This window comes from Arthrobacter sp. NtRootA1, from assembly GCF_019976975.1.
Classification (GTDB): domain Bacteria; phylum Actinomycetota; class Actinomycetes; order Actinomycetales; family Micrococcaceae; genus Arthrobacter; species Arthrobacter aromaticivorans.
In genome coordinates this window covers 1,620,005-1,642,712 of the sequence record NZ_AP024630.1, presented here as the reverse complement: position 1 = coordinate 1,642,712, position 22,708 = coordinate 1,620,005, and the positions used below count along the sequence as shown (strand labels likewise).

The following is a 22,708-nucleotide window of genomic DNA, read 5'->3' as shown; positions in this document are numbered from 1 at the left end:
TACCTTCCCAGGAACATCCGAACACTGTCCGCTGAGTGAAACGAAATGTAGCCGGTATCACTGTTCAGGCCAGGGTGGCGTAGCCTGAATTCATGAGTGTTCAGCTAGGCATGCCTGTGCCTCCTTCGGGCAGCGCTGCAGGCGGCCCGGTTCCGCCGCCGCGTCCGGCTGGCACGCCCACCGGTTTGTGGGACCGCTACGGACGCCGGGCGACTGATATGCGCCTATCCCTGACAGACAAGTGCAATCTCCGCTGTACGTACTGCATGCCTGCTGAAGGGCTGGAATGGCTCTCCAAGCAGGCGGTGATGACCAAAGACGAGATCATTCGGATTGTGCGTGTAGGCGTTAACGCCCTGGGCGTGCGGGAACTGCGGCTTACCGGCGGTGAGCCCTTGGTCCGTGCGGACCTGGTTGACGTCATAGCAGGCATCCGGAACGAACACCCCGAACTTCCCATTTCGATGACCACCAATGGCGTGGGCCTGGACAAGAAAGCGGCCGCCCTCAAGGCTGCAGGACTCACCCGGATCAACGTCTCCCTGGATTCGCTCCACGAGGAAACCTTCACCAAGCTCACGCGCAGGCCTTTCCTGGACCGTGTCCTCGCCGGCGTGGACGCCGCGTGGGCCGCCGGTCTCGGCCCAGTCAAGTTGAATGCCGTGCTGATGCGGGGCATCAACGATGCCGAGTCACCGGACCTCCTCGCTTGGGCCTTGGACCGTGGCTACGAACTTCGCTTCATCGAACAGATGCCGCTGGACGCGGACCATGGTTGGACCCGGCGCAACATGATCACTGCAGCTGAAATCCGCGAATTGATGTCAAAGGACTTTGTCCTCAGCCCGGATCCACGCGAACGGGACGGCGCCCCTGCCGAACGTTTTGAAGTACGACGCCGGGAGCAGGCAACGGGTGAAGCTACAGGGGCGGTCCTCGGTACAGTCGGGATCATCGCCTCGGTGACCGAACCGTTCTGTTCAGACTGCCGCCGCACCCGGATCACTGCTGAAGGCAAGATCATGAGCTGCCTGTTCTCCCGTGAGGAGTTCGATCTCCTCGGACTGCTTCGGGAGGGTGCGACGGATGACGAGCTTGCCCAACGTTGGCAGGACGCCATGTGGGTCAAACCCAAAGCCCACGGCATGGACCACACCGGTCTCGGCGCACCGGACTTCGTGCAGCCGGACCGCAGCATGAGCGCAATCGGAGGCTAAACCCTTGCTTGTACGTTACTTCGCTGCCGCACGCGCCGCTGCGGGTGTCGAGGAAGAGATCCATCCGCTCCCGGAAGGATCCAGCCTCGAGGCTCTGCTCGAAGCTGCCCTCGCCGTCGAACGTCCGATGCCTCCGGAGGGGACACCAACGCTTGCCCGCATCGTGGCCCGTAGCAGCTTCCTCAGGAACGAAGTAGCGGTTCGAGACGCTTCTGCTCCTCTAGGCGCCGAGGACGTTATCGACGTCCTTCCTCCATTCGCAGGCGGCTAAACAGCACAGTCAACAAACCCCGCGCGTCCTGCAGCGCTTGGCCGTCAGGTTTTCCGGAACACGCTCTTGAGCAAGGGACTGAACTCGGCCGTGCCCTCGAGCCGTAGTTCCGCGGTGTGCACCAAGACGCCATCTTCAACACGGAACGCGTGCCGGGCTACGCCCTCCGGCGTTCGCCGTTCCACTGTCAGCGTCCCCGCATGCCATGTACCTCGCACAGGGGCAGTTGGCGGCCGGCCCATGCTGTCCACGTAATACCAGAGCGTTTCCCCATGGGCAGGATCCACCGTGAACATCCCGTGCCCTTCGAAGTGCGTTCCATCCGGCTCACGGTGTCGGTAGCTCTGCACAACGGCGTAGCCCCCGGCCGCTTGCGTGAAAACGGCTTCGGCCTCCGCAGTCCGCGCCGCACCCCAAGGAGACTGTGCTATCTCCGTGATGCCCCGCCAATGTCCGATGAAGTCTTGCAGCAGTTCTGCGGCATGTCCTTTTGGCGGCAGATCCATCACGACTCCAATGTGAGCAGGGCAGCATGATCCTGTGATCATGCTGCCCTGCTTACAGTGCGGGAGTCCAGAGATGGCGGACCAGCTGGACGCGCTGCGTCCTAAAGACCGAAGGTCTCACTTTCTTCAAACGGCCCGACGACGGTGATGGTGCGGGGAGCTGCGGCCAGTTCCCGGGCGAGTTCCTGGACTTCGTCCACAGTGACTGCCTTGATCCGGGCCAATGTCTCGTCAATATCCTGGAACTCCCCGGATACGAGTTCCGCTCGGCCGAGTCTGGACATGCGCGAGCCCGTGTCCTCGAGGGCGAGGACGATGCCGCCGCTGAGTTGTCCCACGGCCTTCCGGAGCTCCTCCTCCGTGATGCCCTCCTTGGCGAGCTTGTCCAACTCAACACCAAGAAGATCAAGCACCTGGCGCACTTTTGACGGCGTGCAGCCTGCATACATGCCGAAATAGCCGGCATCGGCGTACGCGGCGGTGAAGGAATACGTGGAGTAGACCAGGCCGCGCTTCTCGCGGATCTCCTGGAAAAGCCTGGAGGACATTCCGCCTCCCAGCACGGCGTTGAGCACGCTCATGACGAATCGGCGATCGTCCGTTGCCACGATAGTGGGGCAACCCATGATGATGTTTGCCTGCTCCACGGGACGCTTGACCACCTGAAGGCCGGATGTGCCCGTGATCACGGCACGGTTGGTGGCCCTACGATCTACGGGAGCTGCATCCGGATCCAGCTGCCAGCCGGCTGCTTCCAACGCCTTCTGCACGAGATCGCAGACGACGTCATGGTCCAAACCGCCAGCCGCGGTAATAACCAGTTCTTCCGGACGGTAGTAGCGCTGGTAGTGCTCCCAGACCGAGTCCCTGGCTACTGCCTTGATAGCGTCCGGCGTTCCGCCAATAGGACGCGCGAGTGGGTGGCTGCCGAGTACGGCTGCAACAAATTTTTCGTGGGCTACGTCTGTTGGGTCATCGCTGTCCATGGCGATTTCTTCAAGAATGACGTCCCGTTCCTGTTCCAGCTCCGCCGGATCCAGGACAGCACCGGTGATCATGTCCGCTATGACGTCTATGGCCATCGGCAGATCCGAATCGAGCACGCGGGCGAAGTAACAGGTACTTTCTTTGGCAGTCGCAGCGTTGGACTCGCCACCCACCTCATCAAAGGCTGAAGCAATTTCCAAGGCGGTACGACGCTTGGTGCCCTTGAACAGGAGATGTTCCAGGAAGTGCGTAGAACCGTGCTGACCATCGGCCTCATCGCGGGAACCGACTGCCACCCAGAATCCGATGGTGGCCGAACGCTGTCCGGGCATTGCCTCGGTGAGGACGCGGACGCCGCCGGGCAGGACCGAACGCCGTACGACGGAACCGCCCTCGGCACCATGGATCAGGTCGCCGCCGGGAAGTGTCTGCTCCAAAGGCAAGGGTACGACAGTCATTAAGACCTTTCGGGTAAAGCCAGAGGGGCCCGTGGACCTTTCAGCCCACCGGCCCCTCCGGGTACTGCTTACAGACTACTCTGCGGAAACTTCGGCTTCTTCCGCAGCTTCCTCGGAGGCTGCGCCTTCTTCCTCGGCAACCACCGGGGAGAGGGAAAGCTTTCCGCGGTCGTCGATCTTGGTGATCTCGACCTGGACCTTCTGGCCAACCGAGACGACGTCATCAACGTTGTCCACGCGCTTGCCGTTGGCAAGCTTGCGGAGCTCGGAGATGTGCAGCAGGCCGTCCTTGCCCGGGGTAAGGGAAACGAAAGCGCCGAAGGTGGTGGTCTTGACGACCGTGCCCAGGTAGCGCTCACCGATTTCCGGTACCTGCGGGTTGGCGATGGCGTTGATGGCGGAACGTGCTGCGTCAGCAGACGGACCGTTGGTGGCGCCAATGTAGACCGTGCCGTCATCTTCGATGGAGATGTCCGCGCCAGTGTCTTCCTGGATCTGGTTGATCATCTTGCCCTTGGGGCCGATGACCTCGCCGATCTTGTCTACGGGGATCTTGACGGCGATGACGCGGGGGGCGAACTCGGAGAGCTCGTCCGGGGTGTCGATCGCTGCGTTGATGACCTCGAGGATGTGGAGACGGGCTTCGCGGGCCTGCTTCAGCGCTGCGGCCAGCACGGAAGCGGGGATGCCGTCGAGCTTGGTGTCCAGCTGGATGGCCGTGACGAACTCGGACGTACCGGCAACCTTGAAGTCCATGTCGCCGAATGCGTCTTCGGCGCCGAGGATGTCGGTCAGGGCTGCGTAGCGGGTCTGGCCATCAACCTGGTCGGAAACCAGGCCCATCGCGATACCGGCAACAGCTGCCTTCAGCGGGACACCTGCGTTGAGCATGGAGAGCGTCGAAGCACATACCGAACCCATGGACGTCGAACCGTTGGAACCGAGGGCTTCGGATACCTGGCGGATGGCGTACGGGAATTCCTCGCGGGAAGGCAGAACCGGCACGAGGGCGCGCTCTGCGAGGGCGCCGTGACCGATTTCGCGGCGCTTCGGGGAACCGACGCGGCCGGTCTCACCGGTGGAGTACGGCGGGAAGTTGTAGTTGTGCATGTAGCGCTTGCGCGTTACCGGCGACAACGAGTCGATCTGCTGTTCCATCTTGAGCATGTTCAGCGTGGTGACACCCATGATCTGGGTTTCGCCACGTTCGAAGATCGCAGAACCGTGAACGCGGGGCAGAACCTCTACCTCGGCGGTCAGCTGGCGGATGTCCGTGAGTCCACGGCCGTCGATGCGGACCTGGTCCTTGAGGATGCGCTGGCGGACAACGTGCTTGGTGACCGAGCGGAAAGCTGCGGACAGCTCCTTTTCACGGCCTTCGAAGTTGCCGGCGAGTGCACCCAGGACTTCGTCCTTGAGCTCGTCGGAAGCGTTGTCGCGCTCCTGCTTGTCGGCGATCTGGAAGACTGCAGCCAGCTTGTCGGCAGCAGCGGCTTCCACAGCTGCGTAGACGTCATCCTGGTAGTCCAGGAAGACCGGGAACTCGACGGTCGGCTTTGCTGCGCGGGCCGCAAGATCGGCCTGGGCTTCGCAAAGAGCCTTGATGAACGGCTTTGCGGCTTCGAGGCCCTCGGAAACAACTTCTTCGGTGGGAGCAGTTGCACCCTGTTCCTTGATGAGGTTCCAGGAGTTGTCCGTTGCTTCGGCTTCAACCATCATGATGGCGACGTCGTCCCCGGCAATGCGGCCGGCAACAACCATGTTGAACACGGCGTTCTCAAGCTGCGAGTGCTTGGGGAAGGCAACCCACTGCGAACCCTGTTCGTCGGCGATGAGGGCAACGCGGACGCCACCGATCGGGCCGGAGAACGGGAGGCCGGAGAGCTGCGTGGACATGGAAGACGCGTTGATGGCTACGACGTCGTAGAGCTCGTCCGGGTTGATCGCCAGGACGGTGACGACGATCTGGACCTCGTTGCGCAGGCCCTTCACGAAGGCCGGGCGCAGCGGGCGGTCCATGAGGCGGCAAGCCAGGATGGCTTCCGTGGACGGGCGGCCTTCACGGCGGAAGAACGAACCCGGGATACGTCCGGCAGCGTACATGCGCTCTTCGACGTCAACCGTCAACGGGAAGAAGTCGAAGCCTTCGCGCGGCTGCTTGCCTGCGGTAGTTGCCGAGAGAAGTGCGGTGTCTTCGTCGATGTAGACCATCGAAGCGCCGGCAGCCTGCTTGGCAAGGCGGCCGGTTTCAAAGCGGATGACACGCTTGCCAAAACGGCCGTTGTCAATAATCGCTTCGGAGAACTGGATTTCGGGACCCTCCATGAGAGTCACCTCCGTTTCTGATTTAGCGGAAGTCCGCCGCATCAACCCAGGCCTCTTCTTTATTCCTGGCCTGTACGACACCCGGTCATCGATCGAGATCCACGGGCAAATCGTCGCCGATTTCTTCCCGGGAATCACTACCGAGGACCGCGAATGCGCGATGCGGTTGATTCCTTTTTTAGTTGTTTTTGAAGAAGGCGGCCCGTTCCGCGAGGGACCGGGCCGCCCCCAAAGGCAGACTAGCGGCGCAGGCCGAGGCGCTCGATAAGCGAACGGTAGCGGGCGATGTCAGTGTTCTTCAGGTAGGAAAGCATGCGCTTGCGACGACCAACCATGGCCAGCAGACCGCGCTGGGTGTGGAAGTCGTGCTTGTGCTCCTTCATGTGCTCAGTCAGATCCTTGATCCGCTGGGTCAGGACTGCAACCTGGACCTCGGGCGAACCGGTGTCGCCTTCAGAGGTTGCGTATTCCTTGATGATGGACTGCTTTACAGCGGCGTCAAGTGCCACGTGAACTCCTAGAGTTGTGCCGTGCCTCCCGATGCAGCGCCTCGCTGACGGGTTGCTTCCGATGCGTCTCCGCACACAAAAACAGGTCCAGCCGCCACGGACTGCAGCCGGATCCAGTAACAGTTTACCGGCAGGTCAGCATTGTTGTCGAAATACCGCTAGCGCTGGGTCAGCAGCTCGTGTGCCTGGGCTACATCCAGGCACATCTGCTCCACCAGGGCCTCGGGCCCGCGATATGCCACCATGCCGCGGAGGCGCTGGGTAAATTCGACCGCAACAGTCTGGCCGTAGAGGTCAAAGTCCTCCACATTCTCCTCGGGACGGTCAATAACGTGGGCCTCCACTTGACGGCTCACACCGTCAAACGTGGGGTTGGAGCCGACGGAAATTGCAGCGGGCCACCGCGTTCCGGACTGGTCTATCAACCAGCCTGCATAGATACCGTCCGCTGGTACGTACCCTGTGGAATCATGCGAAAGGTTCGCGGTGGGGAAACCGAGGTTCCTCCCGCGGGCAGCTCCATGAACTACCTCGCCGCGCATGCGGTGGGGGCGTCCCAGAACGGCGGCAGCCGTTACGACGTCGCCTTCGGACAAGGCTTCCCGCACCCAGGTGGAGGAGCAACGGCGGTCGGAATCGCCGTCGTCGTGGACCGGGAAGCCACCTGCGCCATACTCATTGACCACCTGGACGCCAAAGCCCAACTGCTCGCCGAGTTCCTGCATGGTGACGACGTCACCCACATTCCCTGCGCCGAAACGGAGGTCGTGGCCCACCACAACGTGCTCGGCATGAAGGGCATCGAGGAGGATTTGGCGGACAAACTCGATGGGTGTCATGGAGGCAAGGTCCAGCGTGTACTTCATGACCAGGACAGCGTCCACGCCCGTTTCGCCGAGGGCGTCCAGTTTGTCCTGGAGACCCATGATCAGCTCCGGGGCGGATTCCGGGCGGTGGACCTGGGCCGGGTGGGGATCAAACGTCACGGCCACTGAAGGGATATGGTGCCGTTTGGCGGTGTTTGTCAGTTGCGCGAGAACATGCTGGTGGCCACGATGGACGCCGTCAAAGTTCCCGATGGTAACGACTGTTGGTCCGAAGTCCCCGGGGACTTCGGTGGGATCGTTCCAGATGTGGACCATCAACCTCGCCTTTTACTGCAGATATTCGTTCCGCCCGGCAACCTCCCGGCGCCGGAACATTCTAAGGTTACCCGCTGTGGCTGTTCGCCTTGGACGGCCGCCTCTTGTTCAACCACAGGAGTCCAAGGATGGGCAGCACGAGCGGGACGAAACCATAACCGCGCCCAAACAGCGACCACACAGTGTCATGCGGGAAGGCCACCGGATCGAACAGGCTTATGGCTCCAACCACCAGCACGCCGAGGAGTTCCACGAGAACCGCGGCCAACGACACTTTGAACCACGTTCGGCCCGGTTTTGCCAGTGAGATGGTCGCTACGACATAGACGACGGCGGCGAACGCGGAGAGGATATGCGCCAGCGGAGCTTCGGCAAACTTGGTGGCAATCTGATAGCCGGCGCGGGCAGTGGCCGAGAGTGCGAAGACGGCATAAACCGCGATCAGCAAGCGTCCCGGGCCGGTGTTCCGCGTGTCCTTTTGGGGTGTCCGGCCGGCATTTGCCTCAGTCTCGGTTCCAGTCATGTGTCGTTTTTCCTTCAAGGTCAGTACCAGATCTGATTCATGCGGGCGGCCATGACGAGCGCTGTGACGCCCACCGCCGCCAGGACGAAGTTGCTCCAACGGGTCCGTTCAAGGATGGCCCAGTACACGGCCCCCAGCGGAATCATCAACGCCGTGATCAGGTATCCCCAGAACTCCCAGGCTTCACCGGCCATCCGTTCACCCAGGGCGACCCTGACAATCGAGCCAACCAGGTAGACCAGCAGGGCCAGCTCTACAGCCAGCACGGAGAAGATTGTGACGTCGTTTGGCGCTTTCTTCATCAAACCTGCCACGACACACGCGATCGTGGAGACCAAACCAACAATAAGGATCGAGTAGAAATAGCCGTCCATGCCTACTTTTCCTCGCCTACTGTGGCGGTTCCCGTTCCGGGGGCAAAGACCAGTACAGGCTTCGCGAAACTCCCGGTATCGGCCAGCAGGGCCACCAGCTCCCCCGACGGCGCGAACGCTGCGGCAGGTTTCTCAGCGGTGGCAGCAGCGGACGTTCCCGCACCGGGGCCTGCGGCGATGCGCCTGCCAAAGGAGATCTCGGTGGTTTCTTCGTCGCTCAATTCCCGGTTGGGCATCAGGGAACGTGCGGCAACGGACATGTCGAGGACTTCGAGTTCCCCGGCGAGTTCTTCCAACGTCCGCGCTTGCTCGATCGTGTAAGGGCCCACCTGGGTTCGCCGCAAGGCAGTGAGATGTCCTCCGACGCCCAAAGCGATGCCAAGGTCACGGGCCAAGGCCCGGATGTAGGTGCCGGAAGAACACTCAACGGTGACCTCGACGTCGACTACCCGGCCGCCGTCGATCCTTGTGATGGAGTGGATATCGAAGCGGTGGATCGTGACAGGACGCGCCGCAAGCTTGACTTCTTCGCCGGAGCGGACGCGGGCATAGGAGCGTTCACCGTTGACCTTGATAGCACTGACGCTGCTCGGTACCTGCTGAATGGGACCGGTGAGGGCTGCGACGCCCGCTGCAATGGCGTCCTCACTGACGTCCGCCGCGTTGCGCGCCTCCGTGACTTCGCCTTCGGCGTCATCGGTGATGGTGGTCTCGCCGAGCCTGATGGTAGCCGTGTACGTCTTGGACGTCCCCACAATGTAGGTCAGGAGCCGTGTGGCTTTGTTGATCCCCAGTACCAGCACGCCGGTAGCCATGGGATCGAGCGTGCCCGCATGCCCCACTTTCCGGGTGCCAGCCAGCCGCCGCATCCGGCCAACCACATCATGGCTGGTCCATCCCTGCGGTTTGTCAACGATTACCAGTCCAGAAAGCACGCTTACCAGTATATGGGTGGCTAGGATAGCTCCCATGCCTGAGCTAGCCGCACACGTCCGCGACGTCCCCGTGAACCAGATCCGTGAAATCACCGAGGCCGCATGGACCATCCCAGGGGCGATCGTGCTCAGCATCGGCGAACCGGGCTTTGCACTCCCACGGCACGTCCTCGACGCCGGAATTGCATGCCTTGAACGGGACGAAACCAACTACACCCCGAACGCAGGAATCCCAGCGCTCCGCGAAGCCTTCGCCAAGAGGTTCCGTGAGCATCATCACGTGGATATCGGTGCCGAACGCGTCTACGTGGTGGACGGAGCCCAACAAGGCCTGCACTTCGCCATGAGCCTGCTTCTCTCCCCCGGGGATGAAATCCTCCTGCCCAACCCCGGCTACCCCACCTTCGCCATAACCAGCCGACTCCTGAACGCAGTCCCCGTTCCGTATCCCCTGTACCCGCATAACGACTTCCAGCCGGACATCGAGGACATTGAAGCCCTCATCACTCCGCAGACCCGGGTCCTCATGCTGAACTCGCCATCCAACCCCCTGGGCGCAGTCATCAGCGAGGACGCAACCCGGCAGCTTGTGGAACTCGCCGTCCGGCACGATCTCTGGATCCTCTCCGATGAGTGCTATGAGGCCTTCACCTTTGACGTCCCGCATGTCAGCCCTGCCCGGTTCGATAGCGACATCCCCGGTGAGGCGCGCGTCTTCACGTCCCTGACGCTGTCCAAGACCTACGGACTCACCGGCCTCCGGATCGGAGCCTTGATCTGCCCGCCGGGCTTGGAAAAGAAAATGAACAATGTCATGGAAGCGATCGTTTCCTGCGTTGCTTCACCATCGCAGTATGCCGCTTTGGCCGCGTTGACCGGCCCCCAGGACTACGTGAGCGAGGCGCGAAACCACTATAGGAGCAACCGCGATGCCGCCTCCGCCGTCCTGGAAAGCAAGGGCATTCCGTTCCTTGGCGCGCAGGGGGCCTTCTACCTGTGGGCTGACGTTTCCCACGTCAGTGGCGGCGATATCCGGGCCTGGGTCCACGCCTTTCTGGCCGATTCGGGAGTCGCGTTCGCGCCGGGCACTGCCTTTGGGTCGATCGGCGAGGATTGGATCCGGATTGCGCTGTGCGGCGATCAGCAGGGACTGCTCGACGGCGTCAGCCGGCTTCCTGCCCGGGCGTAAGAGCCGCTAGTAGTCGGTGCGTTCGGTGTTGTTGCGCCAGGCTTCAAAGGGCTCCTCGGAGGCGGCTACCGGCGCATGTTCTACGGGAAGCAACTCAGGCCGGGTCCCAGCGAAGTACTCGTAGAACACTGCATCATCGAAACCGGCCCTGGCGGCTCCGTGCCGGTCCGCAGCGAAATACACGCGGCCAATCCTGGCCCAGAGGGTTGCCGAGAGGCACAAGGGGCATGGCTCGCAACTGGCATAGAGCACCGAGCCGCTGAGATCGAAGTTGCCCATGTCCGCTGCTGCCCGGCGAATTGCCACCACTTCGGCATGCGCCGTCGGATCGTTGTCCCGCGTTACCCGGTTCACGCCCTCATGGACGCTACCGTCCGGGGTGACGACAACAGCGCCAAACGGCCCACCGCCGTCGGATACGTTCTGGACAGCAAGCCGGATGGCCCGGTTCAGGAATTCATCATGGTTCAGGAATTCATCATGCTGCGGTGCATTGTGCGCGGACATGCTCCGATACTAACGAGCATGGACGGCAGAAAGGCCGGTTCCTCAGGAGGAACCGGCCTTTCTGCAAGAAAACTTCTAGCGGTTGGCGTCTTCGTCGAGTTCGTCATCGTCCGTGAGGTCGATGTCTTCTTCGTCGAAGTCGTCTTCGTCGATTTCTTCGGAGCCCTCGCCCTTGTAGGGGTCAGCCTCGCCTGCGTGCTTGGCGCCGGCAGCCAAAGCGGCTACCTCGGCGTCGCGACGCTTTGCTTCACGGAGCAACTCCTCAAGGTTCGATGCGTTGACCGGAATCTGGTCGGCAACGAACTCAAGGGTGGGAGTCAGCCGGACGGTGATGTTGCGGCCGACTTCCTGTCGCAGCACACCCTTGGCCTTCTCCAATGCCCTGGCGGCGTCGGCGTGGGCTATCTCGTCACCAAAGACGGTGTAGTAGATGGTGGCGTGCTGAAGGTCGTTGGTGACGCGGGCGTCGGTGATCGTGATGGACTCGACGCGCGGGTCCTTGACCCTGCGGCCGAGGGCCTCGGCGACGACGACCTTTATCCGCTGCGCCAACTTGGCAGCGCGTGCCGGATCGGCCATGGCTTCCTCCTGGAAAGTAGAAACGGGTGCGGAACGGGTCCGCCGGGGCTACCCGACGGACCCGCTCCAAGCGGAACCTAGACGCGCGGCTTTTCGCGCATCTCGAAGGTCTCGATGATGTCGCCTTCGGAGATGTCGTTGAAGGAGCCAAGACCGATACCACACTCGAAGTCAGTACGGACTTCGGTTGCGTCATCCTTGAAGCGCTTGAGCGTCTCAACGGTGAGGTTGTCACCGATGACCTTGCCGTCGCGGCTAACGCGTGCCTTGGTGTTACGGCGGATGATGCCCGTGCGGACGATCGAACCGGCGATGTTTCCGAACTTGGAGGAACGGAAGACTTCGCGGACTTCGGCAGTACCGAGCTGGACTTCTTCGTACTCCGGCTTGAGCATGCCCTTGAGGGCCATCTCGATGTCATCGATTGCCGCGTAGATGACGGAGTAGAAGCGCATGTCCACGCCTTCACGGTCAGCCAGTTCAGCGACGCGCTCAGCGGGCTTGACGTTGAAGCCAATGATTATGGCGTTGTCCACCGTTGCCAGGTTGACGTCGTTCTGCGTGATGGCACCCACACCGCGGTGGATGACACGGAGCTGAACGTCGTCGTCTCCGACATCGATCTTGAGCAAGGCATCTTCGAGGGCTTCCACGGCACCGGAGACGTCACCCTTGAGGATGAGGTTGAGGGTGTCGATCTTGCCTTCAGCCACGGCTTGGTCGAAGTCTTCCAGGCTGATGCGCTTGCGACGCTTGGCCAGTGCGGCGTTGCGGTCTGCAGCTTCACGCTTCTCGGCGATCTGACGGGCCGTACGCTCGTCCGGGGTCACCAGGAAGGTGTCACCTGCACGCGGCACGTTGGACAGGCCGAGGACCTGGACCGGACGCGACGGCAGTGCGACATCGAGGGCCTCGCCGTTCTCGTCGAACATGGCACGGACGCGGCCGTGGGCCGTACCGGCCACGATCGTGTCACCCACGGCCAAGGTACCGGACTGCACCAGGACGGTGGCCACGGAACCGCGGCCCTTGTCCAGGTTCGCTTCGATGGCAATGCCTCGAGCGTCCTTGTCCGGGTTGGCGCGCAGATCCAGGGCGGCATCGGCCGTCAGCAGTACGGCGTCGATCAGTTCGTCGATGTTGAGGTTCTGGCGGGCAGAAACCTCAACGAACATGGTGTCGCCACCATATTCTTCAGGAACCAGGCCGTACTCGGTGAGCTGACCCTTGACCTTGTCAGGGTTGGCGCCTTCCTTGTCGATCTTGTTCACTGCGACGACGATCGGCACGTTGGCTGCCTGGGCGTGGTTGAGTGCTTCCACCGTCTGCGGCATAACGCCGTCGTCGGCTGCAACAACCAGGATCGCGATGTCGGTGACCTTGGCACCACGTGCACGCATGGCCGTGAAGGCCTCGTGACCGGGGGTGTCGATGAACGTGATGTCGCGGGCCGTGCCCTCATGGATGTGGCTGATCTGGTAAGCACCGATGTGCTGGGTGATTCCACCGTGCTCGCCGGCCACAACATTGGAGTTGCGGATGGCGTCAAGCAGGCGGGTCTTACCGTGGTCAACGTGTCCCATGACGGTGACAACCGGCGGGCGGGCCTCAAGGACATCGTCACCCTCGGCGTCAAGCTCGTCCTGGATGTTGATGTCGAACTGGTCAAGCAGCTCGCGCTCTTCGTCTTCCGGCGAAACAACCTGGAGCTTGTAGCCAAGTTCGGCGCCAAGCAGTCCAAAGGTGTCTTCGTCGAGGGACTGCGTAGCCGTTGCCATCTCACCGAGGTGGAACAGAACGGTCACGAGCGACGCGGGATTCGCATCGATCTTCTCTGCAAAGTCCGTGATGGAGGAACCACGGCGCAAACGGATGATGGTTTCGCCATCGCCACGGGGTACGGACACGCCGCCCAGCGACGGAGCACTCATCTGCTCCAGTTCCTGGCGCTTTGCACGCTTCGACTTGCGCTGCTTGCCACGACCGGCGCCGCCCTTGCCGAAGGCACCCTGGGTACCACCGCGACCGCGGCCACCCTTGCCAAAGCCACCGCCGGCCGGAGCGCCGCCACCGGTACCTGCACCTGGTGCGCCACCGGGACGACCCGGTCCGCCACCCGGACGGCCTGCGCCACCGGGACGACCTGCGCCACCGGGAGCGGGACGCTCAGTGCGGTTGGGCATCATGCCCGGAGTAGGCCGGTTTCCACCGGGGCCACCAGCCGGACGCGGAGCACCACCGGGACGGGGTGCACCGGGACGCGGAGCACCCGGACGGGGACCACCGCTGCCTGCTGCGGGACGGGGACCACCTGCACCTGCTGCGGGGCGGGGACCACCGGGGCGTTCGCCATCATTGCGGCCACCTGCACGGGGCATGCCCTGCGAGGTCGCAAACGGGTTGTTGCCCGGACGCGGCGGACGTTCGCCGTCGCCACCACGGCCGCGGGGCATGCCCTGGGACGTGGCGAAGGGGTTGTTGCCCGGACGGGGACCGCCGGGACGCGGGGCCTGGCCACCTTGGCGGGACGGAGCCGGAGTTTCTGCCTTGGGAGCAGGCCGGGCACCGGGCTTTGCCGAGAACGGCGTGGACGCAGCTGGAGCCGAGGGCGCTGCCGGGGCAGGCGCCGCAGGAGCAGGTGCAGCGGGGGCAGGTGCCGCCGCGGCGGGTGCTGCCGGAGCCGGAGCCTTGGGTGCTGCGGGGCCCGGAGCCGGAGCGGCCGGACGGGATGTTGCGGGAGCAGCCGGAGCCTTGGGGGCGGCTGCAGGTGCGGGGGCAGCTGCCTTGGCAGCGCCTGCACCGGGGTAGGCGTCGCGAAGCTTCTTCACGACGGGGGCCTCAATGGTGGAAGAGGCGGAGCGAACGAATTCGCCCAATTCCTGCAGTTTTGTTACTGCATCTTTGGAAGTAATACCGAGCTCTTTGGCGAGCTCATGTACGCGGACCTTGGCCACATTTCTCCTGTCTCGGTCCGCACCGAGCCAGGCACGAACCGTCTACTTCTTACTGCGGGCCCCTGCCGCTAGCGCGACTGAAAGGCCCATTGCAGAGCGCAACAAAGTTGTCATCGTTACGCACTCATCGCTGGGAACTCATCGGGTTTCCATCAGTTTTCTGACCCGCTTTCAGGTTTGGACGGTTTTCCTGTGGCAGCCGGGGCCTCCACAAGTGGCGCGCCTGACATGAAGTAGCTTTCGACGGCGCCTGTTTCAGTAGCGCCCGCAAGGGCCCTTCCGAAAGCACGCCGCTTGATTGCCAATGCCAAGCACTTTTCGCTGGGATGCAGCCACGCACCCCTGCCGGCCATCCGGCGTCGAACATCGACAAGGACAGTGGACGAACCACCACCTTGGGCGACCAGCCGGACAAGCTCGGACCGGGAGCCTTGCTTCCGGCATCCGATGCACGTACGAACAGGGCCGTGGCCGGGTTCAAGCAGTTCAGCCACGACGTGTCCTTACCTGCCTCTGCAAACTTGCACTGACGGCCGAGACTGCACATGCAGATAAGGCACGTCAAAGCGCGCGGATACCGGACGTAAGCCCGGTTCCATCTATTCTAGCCCCCCGGCCCCGGACAGCCGAAACCGGCCGCACCGCCAGCGCGGCGCGGACGGCAAGGCCGCTGGAACGATCGCTAGTCGACCTTGGCCGGGGCGGCGTCGGACACGATATCAATCCGCCATCCGGTCAGCTTCGCAGCGAGCCGTGCGTTCTGGCCTTCCTTGCCAATGGCCAAGGAGAGCTGGTAGTCCGGCACTACTACCCGGGCCGAGCGCGTTGCCTCGTCCGTGATAGTGACCGAATTCACCCGGGAGGGTGACAAGGAGTTGGCGATGAAGGTCGCAGGATCCTCGCTGAAGTCCACGATGTCGATCTTTTCGTCATTGAGCTCAGTCATGACTGCACGGACACGGGAGCCCATTTCGCCGATGCAGGCGCCCTTGGCGTTGACACCCGGGGTATTGGCTTTAACCGCAATCTTGGTGCGGTGGCCGGCTTCCCTGGCAAGTGCAACAATCTCGACTGAACGATCCGCGATTTCCGGAACTTCCATTTCGAACAACTTACGGACCAGGCCCGGGTGCGAACGCGACAACGTAATGGACGGGCCCTTCGCCCCACGGTGGACATCCACCACGAAGGCACGAAGCCTGCTGCCGTGGATGTACTTCTCGCCAGGGACCTGCTCCGGTGGCGGCAACAGGGCCTCCACCGATCCGAGGTTCACCTGGATCATGTGCGGGTTGTTGCCCTGCTGGATCATGCCGGCGACGAGTTCGCCTTCGCGACCCTTGAATTCGCCCAAGACGTTATCGTCCTCAACGTCACGAAGACGCTGCAGGATGATCTGGCGTGCCGTGCTCGCAGCGATGCGGCCGAAACCGGCCGGGGTGTCCTCGAACTCCCCGATGGCCTCGCCGTCGTCGTCGATCTCCGTTGCCCAGATGGTCACGTGGCCGCTCTTGCGGTCCAGTTCGGCGCGGGCCTTCTCGAAGGCACCGGGCGTCTTGTGGTAGGCCACCAGGAGCGCTTGCTCGATGGTGGGAATCAAGAGGTCCAGCGGGATTTCACGCTCACGCTCCAGGAGTCTCAGTGCGCTCATGTCAATATCCATTAGGCCTCCTCGGAAGGTCCATTGTGTTCGTCTGCCAGCCCGGCCTCGTGGAGGTGGCTGAATTCAATCTCGACTTTTCCGTGGCGGATCCTGTCGAAAGGAATAGTGATGGGGTCGCCCTGTTTGGGCTTCATGCCCTTCTTGACCTCGTGCTCCGGAATGAGCGTCACGCCGGCGTCATCTACTGACGCAATCCGGCCAAGGACGTTCTCACCCTGGATCACGTTGACCCTGACCATGCGGCCGCGGGCCCTGTGCCAGTGGCGTGGTTCCGTTAGCGGACGGCCTACTCCCGGCGAAGAAACTTCGAGGTCGTAGGGACGGCCGTCGTCGTGGGGATCGTTGTCCAGAATATCGGACAACGCACGCGAGACATCTGCGATGGCGTCAAGGCTGACGCCTCCGGTCTCCTCCTGCGGAAGATCCACGACGACGTGGACCGTGCGGTGTGAACCGGCGACGTGGATGGAAACATCCTCGAGGTAGAGCCTGTTGGCAAGGACTGCCGGTTCGAGCAGCGCCTTTAGCCTGCGCTCTTCCGGGTTGTGGATGGTGGCCGTTGAATCCGACTCAGTACGGTCTGTTGAAGTCGTGGCTTCCGAGTCACTCACGTTGCCCGCCGCCTCCCGATAGATGTTGTTGTGACTACTAGCCTAACGATTTTCGGCAGCACATGGTGCACGGTCTTTCCCTTGTCTGCCCGTCCACATGACACCATGGTGTGTTGTGGACGAGCAGACAAGGGAAAAACGACAATCTCCAGCTTGGGGTCGGCTCCTTCTCATTTCCGTGGTTGCGCTGCTCGTTGCTGGCACGGGAATCGTACTTCTACCGCGGGATTCCGGGACTCCTCCTGAAGTTTCGTTCTCCGAATCTGCCCTCGCGGACGCTTTCGCCGATACCAAGAGCCTGCAGGAATCGGCTGCTGGATTGATGGCAGCCGCAGGATCCGGTTCCCAAACGGCCGCACTGGACAATGCTGTGACATTGCTGACAACACAGTCCAGGGCCCTCCTTCCACCTTCGGCCGCAGCCAGCGCCATGGTCGGTACTGCTGATCCGACTGGCTCCTCCGCAACCTCGACGGCAAGCGATAAAGATGGCACGGCCGCGAAAGCAACGCCTGCTTCGGTCGTGGCTGGCCTGACCGCCAGCGGCCGCCAACGACTGGACGACGCCCGCGAGGCCGACGGCGGGACCGCCCGGCTGCTCGCCGCCGTCGGATCCGCCCAACTTCTCCAGGGCGAAAAACTGGCTGCGGTGTGGCAGGTGCCGGTACCGTCGCCGACGTCGAGCGGTAACCCGCCCACCACAACATCTGCTGTGCACCAGTGCCCTTCCGTCAGCCCCACCCCGGATGCAAGCGCTGCCACTACTGATGCGGCTCTTGCGGCCACTGTCCGCTCCGAACAGGAAGCCGTCTACATCTATCAGGTGGCGCTGAAGCGCTTGGACGCTGGCGCAACTGCCCAAGCCGCCAAGGACCTTGCAGTGCACGAGCGTCTGCTTCAACAAGCCGAAGCCCTGACCCGCCGTAATTGTGGCGACGTCCCTACGCGGGAGGCCGGATACAGGCTGCCTGCGCAGTTCGCTGAAGACCCGGCTGCGGGCTTGGGGGCTCTGGAAACGGACTCTCTGGAGGGATTTGGCGACCTCATCGCGCTTTCGACAGGAGAGACCCGGGCCTGGGCTGCCAGTAGCCTGCTGGCCGCCGTCCGCAGGAGCTTGGATTGGGGTGCCACGCTTGCCGCCTTGCCGGGGTTGGAGCTCGACGTCGATGACTTGCCTCCCCTACCGACGCCCACCCGCAGTGAGTAAAAAGGGCGGATGGGATAGGCGAGCCTAGCCATGCTGGTCAAGGCGGCCCGCCAGTGCTTGGCTTGAAGCATGGCTTCCGCAGAAACTGCCACCACACACGAGAACGAACCGCACCGTGATGACCTTGCCCACCGGCTGAACTGGCTGCGCGCCGGAGTTCTGGGTGCGAACGACGGCATCGTCTCCGTCGCCGCAATCGTCGTCGGCGTGGCCGGTGCCACCACCAACACCGGCAGTATCCTTGCTGCCGGCACGGCTGGCCTGGTGGGCGGAGCCATTTCCATGGCGCTGGGCGAATATGTATCCGTCAGCAGCCAGAGCGACACGCAGAAGTCGCTCATCGAGAAGGAACGCCGGGAACTCGCCGAGCAGCCGAAGGAAGAACTCGAAGAGCTCGCCGCGATCTACCAGGCGAAGGGGCTCACCGCGCCTACCGCTCGGACAGTGGCGGAAGAACTGACGAAGCATGATGCCCTTGCCGCCCACCTGTCCGCCGAGCTCAATATCCACGAAGACGACATTGTCAGTCCTTGGAACGCCGCCCTTGCATCGGCAGTGGCGTTTACCTTGGGCGCCGTGCTTCCCATGCTGGCCATCCTGCTCCCTCCCCCCGCAATGCGCGTTCCACTGACGTTTGTTGCCGTCCTGCTGGCTCTCGCGATCACGGGAGCCGTGGGGGCTTGGATTGGCGGGGCGCCCAGGTTCCGCGCTGCAGCCCGGGTGGTGTTGGGCGGAGCCTTGGCGCTTGCAGCCACGTTCTCGATCGGAACCCTCTTGGGCGCCAGCGGCGTTTTCTGAGGGTACTGCCGCCGTGCAGAGCTAGGCTGATGGCGTGACCCTTCACGCCATGATTCCGATTCCGGGCGACCTGCACGCCCGATACAACCGCGATTCTGCGGGGCGGGACTGGCTGGCGAGCCTTCCGGGGCTTATCCGTGAGGCTTTGGACCGTTGGCAGTTGGCCGTGGACCTCGCCCCCGGTGAAGAGCCGTGGAACGGACACGGAGCCTTGGTTGTGCCCGTTCTCCAGCACGGCAGGCAGGCTGCGCTGAAGATCGCATATCCGCATGAGGAAGCACTTGTAGAGCGCCATGCCCTGGCCCTGTGGGGTGGCCGCGGAGCTGTCCGTCTCCTGGCTGCCGACGCCGCCAGTTGTTCCATGCTGCTGGAACGCCTTGACGCGTCCCGTTGGCTCCAGGATGCTCCCATGGATGAAGCCCGGCAGGTCTGGGGTGAGATCATGCGCGAGCTTTCAATTGCCCCGGATGATCGTCCCGAGTGGCGGGGATTCGACCACATCGCTGCCACGGCCGAGCGCTGGAGCGACGAAATGCCTTCGGAGTGGGAGCGGCAGGACCGCCCCTTCCCGCGATGGTTATTGGAGGCCGCGCTGGAAGTGTGCCAAACCCGCGGTGCTGTTGGCCGCCGATCCGGCAGGGACGTCCTGGTGCATACCGATCTCCACTTCATGAACATCCTCGCTGCCTTGGGCGCGGACCGCCGCAACTACCTGGCCATCGATCCCCAGCCGCAGATCGGTGAGGCCGAATTTGCGGTGGCACCTGTTCTGTGGAACCGGATCAAGGATTTGTCAGATCGCGATCCGGCGGCTGCCCTGCGGGAGCGATGCCGGGACTTCAGCCTCGCCGCCGGCCTTGATCCGGAGGTCGCGCGACAGTGGAGCATTGCCCGCGAAGTGAATAATGCCCTGTGGTCCGCGGGAAAGCGGGGACACGAAGGCGATCTGGCCCGTTCCCTGTGGGTGGCCAGCTCACTGGCGGGCAGGACGCTCGAAGGACTTCCAACAGCAAAGGATTTGCCGGAGCCCGGGGACGCAGTCAGCTGACGTTGTCGTTCCAGACGTCCACGCCGAGCTTGATGATCAGTGCAGCGACGACGATCAGGAACACGATCCGTACAAAGCTGCTCCCCCTGGCTACGGCTGTCCGGGCACCTAGGTACCCGCCCGCCATGTTCGCCAGCCCCAGCACCAGGCCCACTCCCCACAACAAGGAGCCGTGGGGGAGGAAGAAAATGAGGGCACCGGCGTTGGTGGCCATGTTGACGATCTTGGCCTTTGCACTGGCTTCAAGGAAGGCGTAGCCCATGGCCGAGACCAAGGCGATCACGAGGAATGATCCTGTACCGGGCCCGATCAGGCCATCGTAGAAACCGATCACGGCACCGATCAGGCAGGCCACCACATAGTGCTTGCGCCCATCGTGCCGCAGAGCCGTCAGCTCGCCTGCGCTGGGGCGGAGTGCCGTGAAGATCGCGACGGCGATCAGCGCCAGGACAATGATGGGCTTGAAGACGCTGGCCGGCAGCGATGCAGCGAGGATGGCACCGCCAAAGCTCCCCGCCAGCGCAATCACCGCCATGGGTATTGCCGTCTTGAGGTCCGGTCCCACTCGCCGGTAATAGGTTGTGGCACTGGTGGTGGTGCCGAAGATGGAACCCATCTTGTTCGTGGCCAGGGCCTGGACGGGCGTGATTCCAGGCACCAGCAGCAGTGCGGGGAGCTGGATCAGCCCCCCGCCTCCTACTACCGCGTCAACCCAGCCGGCTGCGAATCCAGCCACCACAATCAGGATGATGGTGGTGAGCTGGATTGTCTCGAAGCCGGAAATCACCGGTTACGAACTGCGTTGACCACGTAATCCACGGCCTTTTCCACCGAGATGTTCTCGGCTTCACCGCTGCGACGGTCCTTGATCTCCACAACGCCGTCCACGAGCCCACGGCCGACGGCCAGGATGGTCGGCACGCCGACGAGCTCGGCATCCCCAAACTTGACGCCGGGAGAAACCTTGGGCCGGTCATCAAAGATGACGTCGAGGCCTGCAGCCTCGAGTTCCGCCGATAGCTTCTCTGCAGCTTCGAAAATTTCGTCACCGCGGCCCACAGCCACAACGTGGACGTCGGCAGGGGCCACCGTCCGTGGCCACACGAGGCCGCGGTCGTCATGGTTGGCCTCGGCAAGGGCTGCGACGGCACGGGTGACACCAACGCCGTAGGAGCCCATGGTGACAACAACCTGCTTGCCGTTCTGGTCCAGTACCTTCAGGTCCAGCGCCTCGGCGTACTTGCGTCCGAGCTGGAAGATGTGGCCCATTTCGATGCCACGGGCAGTTTCAAGCGGTCCGGAGCCGTCGGGCGCCGGATCCCCTGCCCGGACGTCGGTGCATTCGATGACGCCATCCCAGGTGAAGTCGCGGCCCGCTACCAGCCCGAAGACGTGCTTGCCATCAATGTTGGCGCCCGTCACCCAGGTTGTGCCGGAGACGACGCGGGGATCCACGAGGAATAGCAGCTTGGAAGATCCTTCCAGGCCCAGCACGGCTTCCTCCAGGGACAAACCAGGCCCGATGTAGCCCTTGACCAACCATGGCAGCTTCTTGAGGTCTTCCTCGTTGGCTGCCTCCAGGCCGATCTCGCCGGCAATGGGAAGGAATGATCCAATGTTCGCTTCCACCCGCTTGAGATCCACGGCACGGTCACCCGGAACGCCGAGGACGACGATCTGGCGTTCGCCGGTGGGGAGAGTCACGGCAAGCACGACGTTCTTCAACGTGTCGGCGGCAGTCCAGGCGCCGCCGTCGGCCTCGCCGCGGGGTGCGAGCTGGTTGGCTGCGTCAACCAGAGTCTCGATGGTCGGTGTGTTCGGTGTGTCCAGAACCTGCGCTGCTGGTGCGTCCGTGAAATCAATATCCTCAGGGACAACCGTGGTGACGGCCTCGACGTTGGCGTAATAGCCGCCGGCCGAGCGCACAAAGGTGTCCTCCCCGATCTCCGTGGGGAAGAGGAATTCTTCGCTCTTGGAGCCGCCCATGGCGCCTGCGGTGGCAGCAACCGGAATGACTTCCAGCCCCAGGCGTTCGAAGATCTTCAGATAAGCAGCGCGGTGGGCGGCGTAGCTCGCGTCCAGGCCGGCGTCGTCAACGTCGAACGAGTAGGAGTCCTTCATAATGAACTCGCGGCCACGGAGGAGGCCTGCACGGGGGCGCGCTTCATCGCGGTACTTGTTCTGGATCTGGTACAGGCTCAACGGCAGGTCCTTGTACGAGGAGTACAGGTCCTTGACCAGGAGGGTAAACATTTCCTCATGCGTGGGGGCCAGGAGGTAATCGGCACCCTTGCGGTCCTGAAGCCTGAACAGGCCCTCTCCGTACTCGGTCCAGCGGTTGGTGGCCTCGTAGGGTTCCCGCGGCAGCAGGGCCGGGAAGTGGACTTCCTGTGCGCCAATGGCGGACATTTCCTGCCGGATGATTTCCTCCACCTTGCGCAGGACGCTAAGTCCCAGTGGCAGCCATGTGTAAATGCCAGGCGCGGCACGGCGGATGTAACCGGCCCGGACCAAGAGCTTGTGGCTGGCGACCTCGGCGTCGACGGGATCTTCGCGCAGGGTGCGAAGGAACAACTGGGAAAGGCGAAGGACCACGGGTACGTATCCGTTTCTATGGCAGGTGTGGCAAAAACAACTGTCTACTAATCTACCGGCTGCCAGCGGGCGGCTCCGCACAGAGAAGAGCCACGCCGTCGCGTCTGGAAGCCCCTGGCCAAAGATCGGCTGGTCATCCTGCGATGGCGTGGCTCAGCGGCCGGCCGGCCGCAGACTCTGTCCGGGGACTAGTCCCCCGTTCCCTCCAGCGGAACGGGATCGCCTGCGACTGGGAAGCATTGGTGACTGCCGAGCTCACGGATGGTGCGGCTGCCAAAGGCAGCCTTCAAGGTCTTTGCCATGATTCCCC

At 63.0% G+C, this 22,708-nt stretch carries 23 protein-coding genes; 7 read left to right on the top strand and 16 right to left on the bottom strand.

What is annotated here, in order from left to right; genetic code table 11:
* Positions 1-92: 92 nt before the first annotated feature.
* Both moaA and LDN90_RS07530 read left to right on the top strand, forming a co-directional pair.
* A complete protein-coding gene (gene moaA, locus LDN90_RS07535) occupies positions 93-1,217 on the top strand; it encodes a GTP 3',8-cyclase MoaA (RefSeq protein WP_223948548.1) in 1,125 nt (374 codons plus the stop codon).
* A 4-nt stretch (positions 1,218-1,221) separates the two neighbouring features.
* Positions 1,222-1,488: a MoaD/ThiS family protein gene (locus LDN90_RS07530; protein ID WP_216925279.1), complete on the top strand. Its 267-nt coding sequence runs from the start codon at positions 1,222-1,224 to the stop codon at positions 1,486-1,488.
* A 44-nt stretch (positions 1,489-1,532) separates the two neighbouring features.
* On the opposite strand, the gene LDN90_RS07525 is transcribed toward LDN90_RS07530, so the two are convergent.
* From LDN90_RS07525 to truB, 8 genes are all read right to left on the bottom strand, one after another.
* On the bottom strand, positions 1,533-1,994 hold the full coding sequence (locus LDN90_RS07525; RefSeq protein WP_216925280.1) for a DUF1579 family protein: 462 nt from the start codon (positions 1,992-1,994) through the stop codon (positions 1,533-1,535).
* A gap of 101 nt (positions 1,995-2,095) precedes the next feature.
* Positions 2,096-3,439, bottom strand: a complete 1,344-nt coding sequence (locus LDN90_RS07520) for a pitrilysin family protein (RefSeq protein WP_216925281.1) — start codon at positions 3,437-3,439, stop codon at positions 2,096-2,098.
* 75 nt (positions 3,440-3,514) lie between these two features.
* Positions 3,515-5,764, bottom strand: a complete 2,250-nt coding sequence (locus tag LDN90_RS07515) for a polyribonucleotide nucleotidyltransferase (protein WP_216925282.1) — start codon at positions 5,762-5,764, stop codon at positions 3,515-3,517.
* A 239-nt stretch (positions 5,765-6,003) separates the two neighbouring features.
* Positions 6,004-6,273: a 30S ribosomal protein S15 gene (rpsO, locus tag LDN90_RS07510; protein WP_144652206.1), complete on the bottom strand. Its 270-nt coding sequence runs from the start codon at positions 6,271-6,273 to the stop codon at positions 6,004-6,006.
* Positions 6,274-6,431: 158 nt separating this feature from the next.
* Positions 6,432-7,415 (bottom strand): bifunctional riboflavin kinase/FAD synthetase, encoded by a 984-nt coding sequence (locus LDN90_RS07505; RefSeq protein WP_223948547.1) that lies wholly within the window; start codon positions 7,413-7,415, stop codon positions 6,432-6,434.
* A gap of 67 nt (positions 7,416-7,482) precedes the next feature.
* A complete protein-coding gene (locus LDN90_RS07500; RefSeq protein ID WP_223948546.1) occupies positions 7,483-7,938 on the bottom strand; it encodes a hypothetical protein in 456 nt (151 codons plus the stop codon).
* Positions 7,939-7,958: 20 nt separating this feature from the next.
* Positions 7,959-8,312 (bottom strand): hypothetical protein, encoded by a 354-nt coding sequence (locus LDN90_RS07495; RefSeq protein ID WP_216925286.1) that lies wholly within the window; start codon positions 8,310-8,312, stop codon positions 7,959-7,961.
* Positions 8,313-8,314: 2 nt separating this feature from the next.
* Positions 8,315-9,247: a tRNA pseudouridine(55) synthase TruB gene (gene truB / locus LDN90_RS07490; RefSeq protein ID WP_223948545.1), complete on the bottom strand. Its 933-nt coding sequence runs from the start codon at positions 9,245-9,247 to the stop codon at positions 8,315-8,317.
* A gap of 34 nt (positions 9,248-9,281) precedes the next feature.
* Here truB and LDN90_RS07485 point away from each other — a divergent pair, with 34 nt between their 5' ends.
* Positions 9,282-10,436, top strand: a complete 1,155-nt coding sequence (locus LDN90_RS07485; RefSeq protein WP_223948544.1) for a pyridoxal phosphate-dependent aminotransferase — start codon at positions 9,282-9,284, stop codon at positions 10,434-10,436.
* Between the two features lie 6 nt (positions 10,437-10,442).
* Here LDN90_RS07485 and LDN90_RS07480 read toward each other — a convergent pair whose 3' ends face one another.
* The 4 genes from LDN90_RS07480 to LDN90_RS07465 all read right to left on the bottom strand — a co-directional run bounded on the left by LDN90_RS07480 (position 10,443) and on the right by LDN90_RS07465 (position 14,883).
* On the bottom strand, positions 10,443-10,943 hold the full coding sequence (locus LDN90_RS07480; protein ID WP_216925289.1) for a nucleoside deaminase: 501 nt from the start codon (positions 10,941-10,943) through the stop codon (positions 10,443-10,445).
* Positions 10,944-11,018: 75 nt separating this feature from the next.
* Positions 11,019-11,522: a 30S ribosome-binding factor RbfA gene (rbfA, locus tag LDN90_RS07475; RefSeq protein ID WP_216925290.1), complete on the bottom strand. Its 504-nt coding sequence runs from the start codon at positions 11,520-11,522 to the stop codon at positions 11,019-11,021.
* A gap of 77 nt (positions 11,523-11,599) precedes the next feature.
* Complete coding sequence (gene infB, locus LDN90_RS07470; RefSeq protein WP_216925291.1) at positions 11,600-14,476, bottom strand: translation initiation factor IF-2; 2,877 nt, start codon at positions 14,474-14,476, stop codon at positions 11,600-11,602.
* Positions 14,477-14,628: 152 nt separating this feature from the next.
* Positions 14,629-14,883, bottom strand: coding sequence for a YlxR family protein (locus LDN90_RS07465; RefSeq protein WP_308169369.1), 255 nt, complete (start codon positions 14,881-14,883; stop codon positions 14,629-14,631).
* Between LDN90_RS07465 and LDN90_RS24285 the strand changes: the two genes are divergently transcribed.
* The gene (locus LDN90_RS24285; RefSeq protein ID WP_346347012.1) at positions 14,803-15,006 is read left to right on the top strand and encodes a hypothetical protein; all 204 of its coding nucleotides are present in this window, start codon (positions 14,803-14,805) and stop codon (positions 15,004-15,006) included. The genes LDN90_RS07465 and LDN90_RS24285 overlap by 81 nt on opposite strands.
* Positions 15,007-15,158: 152 nt before the next feature.
* Here LDN90_RS24285 and nusA read toward each other — a convergent pair whose 3' ends face one another.
* The gene (gene nusA, locus LDN90_RS07460) at positions 15,159-16,139 is read right to left on the bottom strand and encodes a transcription termination factor NusA (RefSeq protein ID WP_216925293.1); all 981 of its coding nucleotides are present in this window, start codon (positions 16,137-16,139) and stop codon (positions 15,159-15,161) included.
* Positions 16,139-16,750 (bottom strand): ribosome maturation factor RimP, encoded by a 612-nt coding sequence (gene rimP, locus LDN90_RS07455; RefSeq protein WP_223948542.1) that lies wholly within the window; start codon positions 16,748-16,750, stop codon positions 16,139-16,141. The genes nusA and rimP overlap by 1 nt, the downstream gene beginning before the upstream one ends.
* A 115-nt stretch (positions 16,751-16,865) precedes the next feature.
* Between rimP and LDN90_RS07450 the strand changes: the two genes are divergently transcribed.
* The 3 genes from LDN90_RS07450 to LDN90_RS07440 all read left to right on the top strand — a co-directional run bounded on the left by LDN90_RS07450 (position 16,866) and on the right by LDN90_RS07440 (position 19,803).
* Entirely contained in the window at positions 16,866-17,957 is a 1,092-nt protein-coding gene (locus tag LDN90_RS07450) for a DUF4439 domain-containing protein (protein WP_223948541.1), read from the top strand.
* A 69-nt stretch (positions 17,958-18,026) separates the two neighbouring features.
* Complete coding sequence (locus tag LDN90_RS07445) at positions 18,027-18,755, top strand: VIT family protein (RefSeq protein ID WP_223948540.1); 729 nt, start codon at positions 18,027-18,029, stop codon at positions 18,753-18,755.
* A gap of 34 nt (positions 18,756-18,789) precedes the next feature.
* On the top strand, positions 18,790-19,803 hold the full coding sequence (locus LDN90_RS07440) for an aminoglycoside phosphotransferase family protein (RefSeq protein ID WP_223948539.1): 1,014 nt from the start codon (positions 18,790-18,792) through the stop codon (positions 19,801-19,803).
* Here LDN90_RS07440 and LDN90_RS07435 read toward each other — a convergent pair.
* Both LDN90_RS07435 and LDN90_RS07430 read right to left on the bottom strand, forming a co-directional pair.
* A complete protein-coding gene (locus LDN90_RS07435; protein ID WP_223948538.1) occupies positions 19,796-20,590 on the bottom strand; it encodes a TSUP family transporter in 795 nt (264 codons plus the stop codon). The genes LDN90_RS07440 and LDN90_RS07435 overlap by 8 nt on opposite strands.
* Positions 20,587-22,398, bottom strand: a complete 1,812-nt coding sequence (locus LDN90_RS07430; RefSeq protein ID WP_216925297.1) for a proline--tRNA ligase — start codon at positions 22,396-22,398, stop codon at positions 20,587-20,589. Before LDN90_RS07430 ends, LDN90_RS07435 begins: the two co-directional genes overlap by 4 nt.
* Between the last annotated feature and the right edge of the window lie 310 nt (positions 22,399-22,708).

Bases quoted from the DNA above. Each gene is read 5' to 3' on its own strand.
- moaA (WP_223948548.1), top strand. From the start codon at position 93: ATGAGTGTTCAGCTAGGCATGCCTGTGCCTCCTTCGGGCAGCGCTGCA.
- LDN90_RS07525 (WP_216925280.1), bottom strand. From the start codon at position 1,994: ATGGATCTGCCGCCAAAAGGACATGCCGCAGAACTGCTGCAAGACTTC.
- LDN90_RS07520 (WP_216925281.1), bottom strand. From the start codon at position 3,439: ATGACTGTCGTACCCTTGCCTTTGGAGCAGACACTTCCCGGCGGCGAC.
- LDN90_RS07515 (WP_216925282.1), bottom strand. From the start codon at position 5,764: ATGGAGGGTCCCGAAATCCAGTTCTCCGAAGCGATTATTGACAACGGC.
- LDN90_RS07505 (WP_223948547.1), bottom strand. From the start codon at position 7,415: ATGGTCCACATCTGGAACGATCCCACCGAAGTCCCCGGGGACTTCGGA.
- LDN90_RS07500 (WP_223948546.1), bottom strand. From the start codon at position 7,938: ATGACTGGAACCGAGACTGAGGCAAATGCCGGCCGGACACCCCAAAAG.
- LDN90_RS07495 (WP_216925286.1), bottom strand. From the start codon at position 8,312: ATGGACGGCTATTTCTACTCGATCCTTATTGTTGGTTTGGTCTCCACG.
- LDN90_RS07485 (WP_223948544.1), top strand. From the start codon at position 9,282: ATGCCTGAGCTAGCCGCACACGTCCGCGACGTCCCCGTGAACCAGATC.
- LDN90_RS07480 (WP_216925289.1), bottom strand. From the start codon at position 10,943: ATGTCCGCGCACAATGCACCGCAGCATGATGAATTCCTGAACCATGAT.
- rbfA (WP_216925290.1), bottom strand. From the start codon at position 11,522: ATGGCCGATCCGGCACGCGCTGCCAAGTTGGCGCAGCGGATAAAGGTC.
- LDN90_RS24285 (WP_346347012.1), top strand. From the start codon at position 14,803: ATGCAGCCACGCACCCCTGCCGGCCATCCGGCGTCGAACATCGACAAG.
- nusA (WP_216925293.1), bottom strand. From the start codon at position 16,139: ATGGATATTGACATGAGCGCACTGAGACTCCTGGAGCGTGAGCGTGAA.
- LDN90_RS07445 (WP_223948540.1), top strand. From the start codon at position 18,027: ATGGCTTCCGCAGAAACTGCCACCACACACGAGAACGAACCGCACCGT.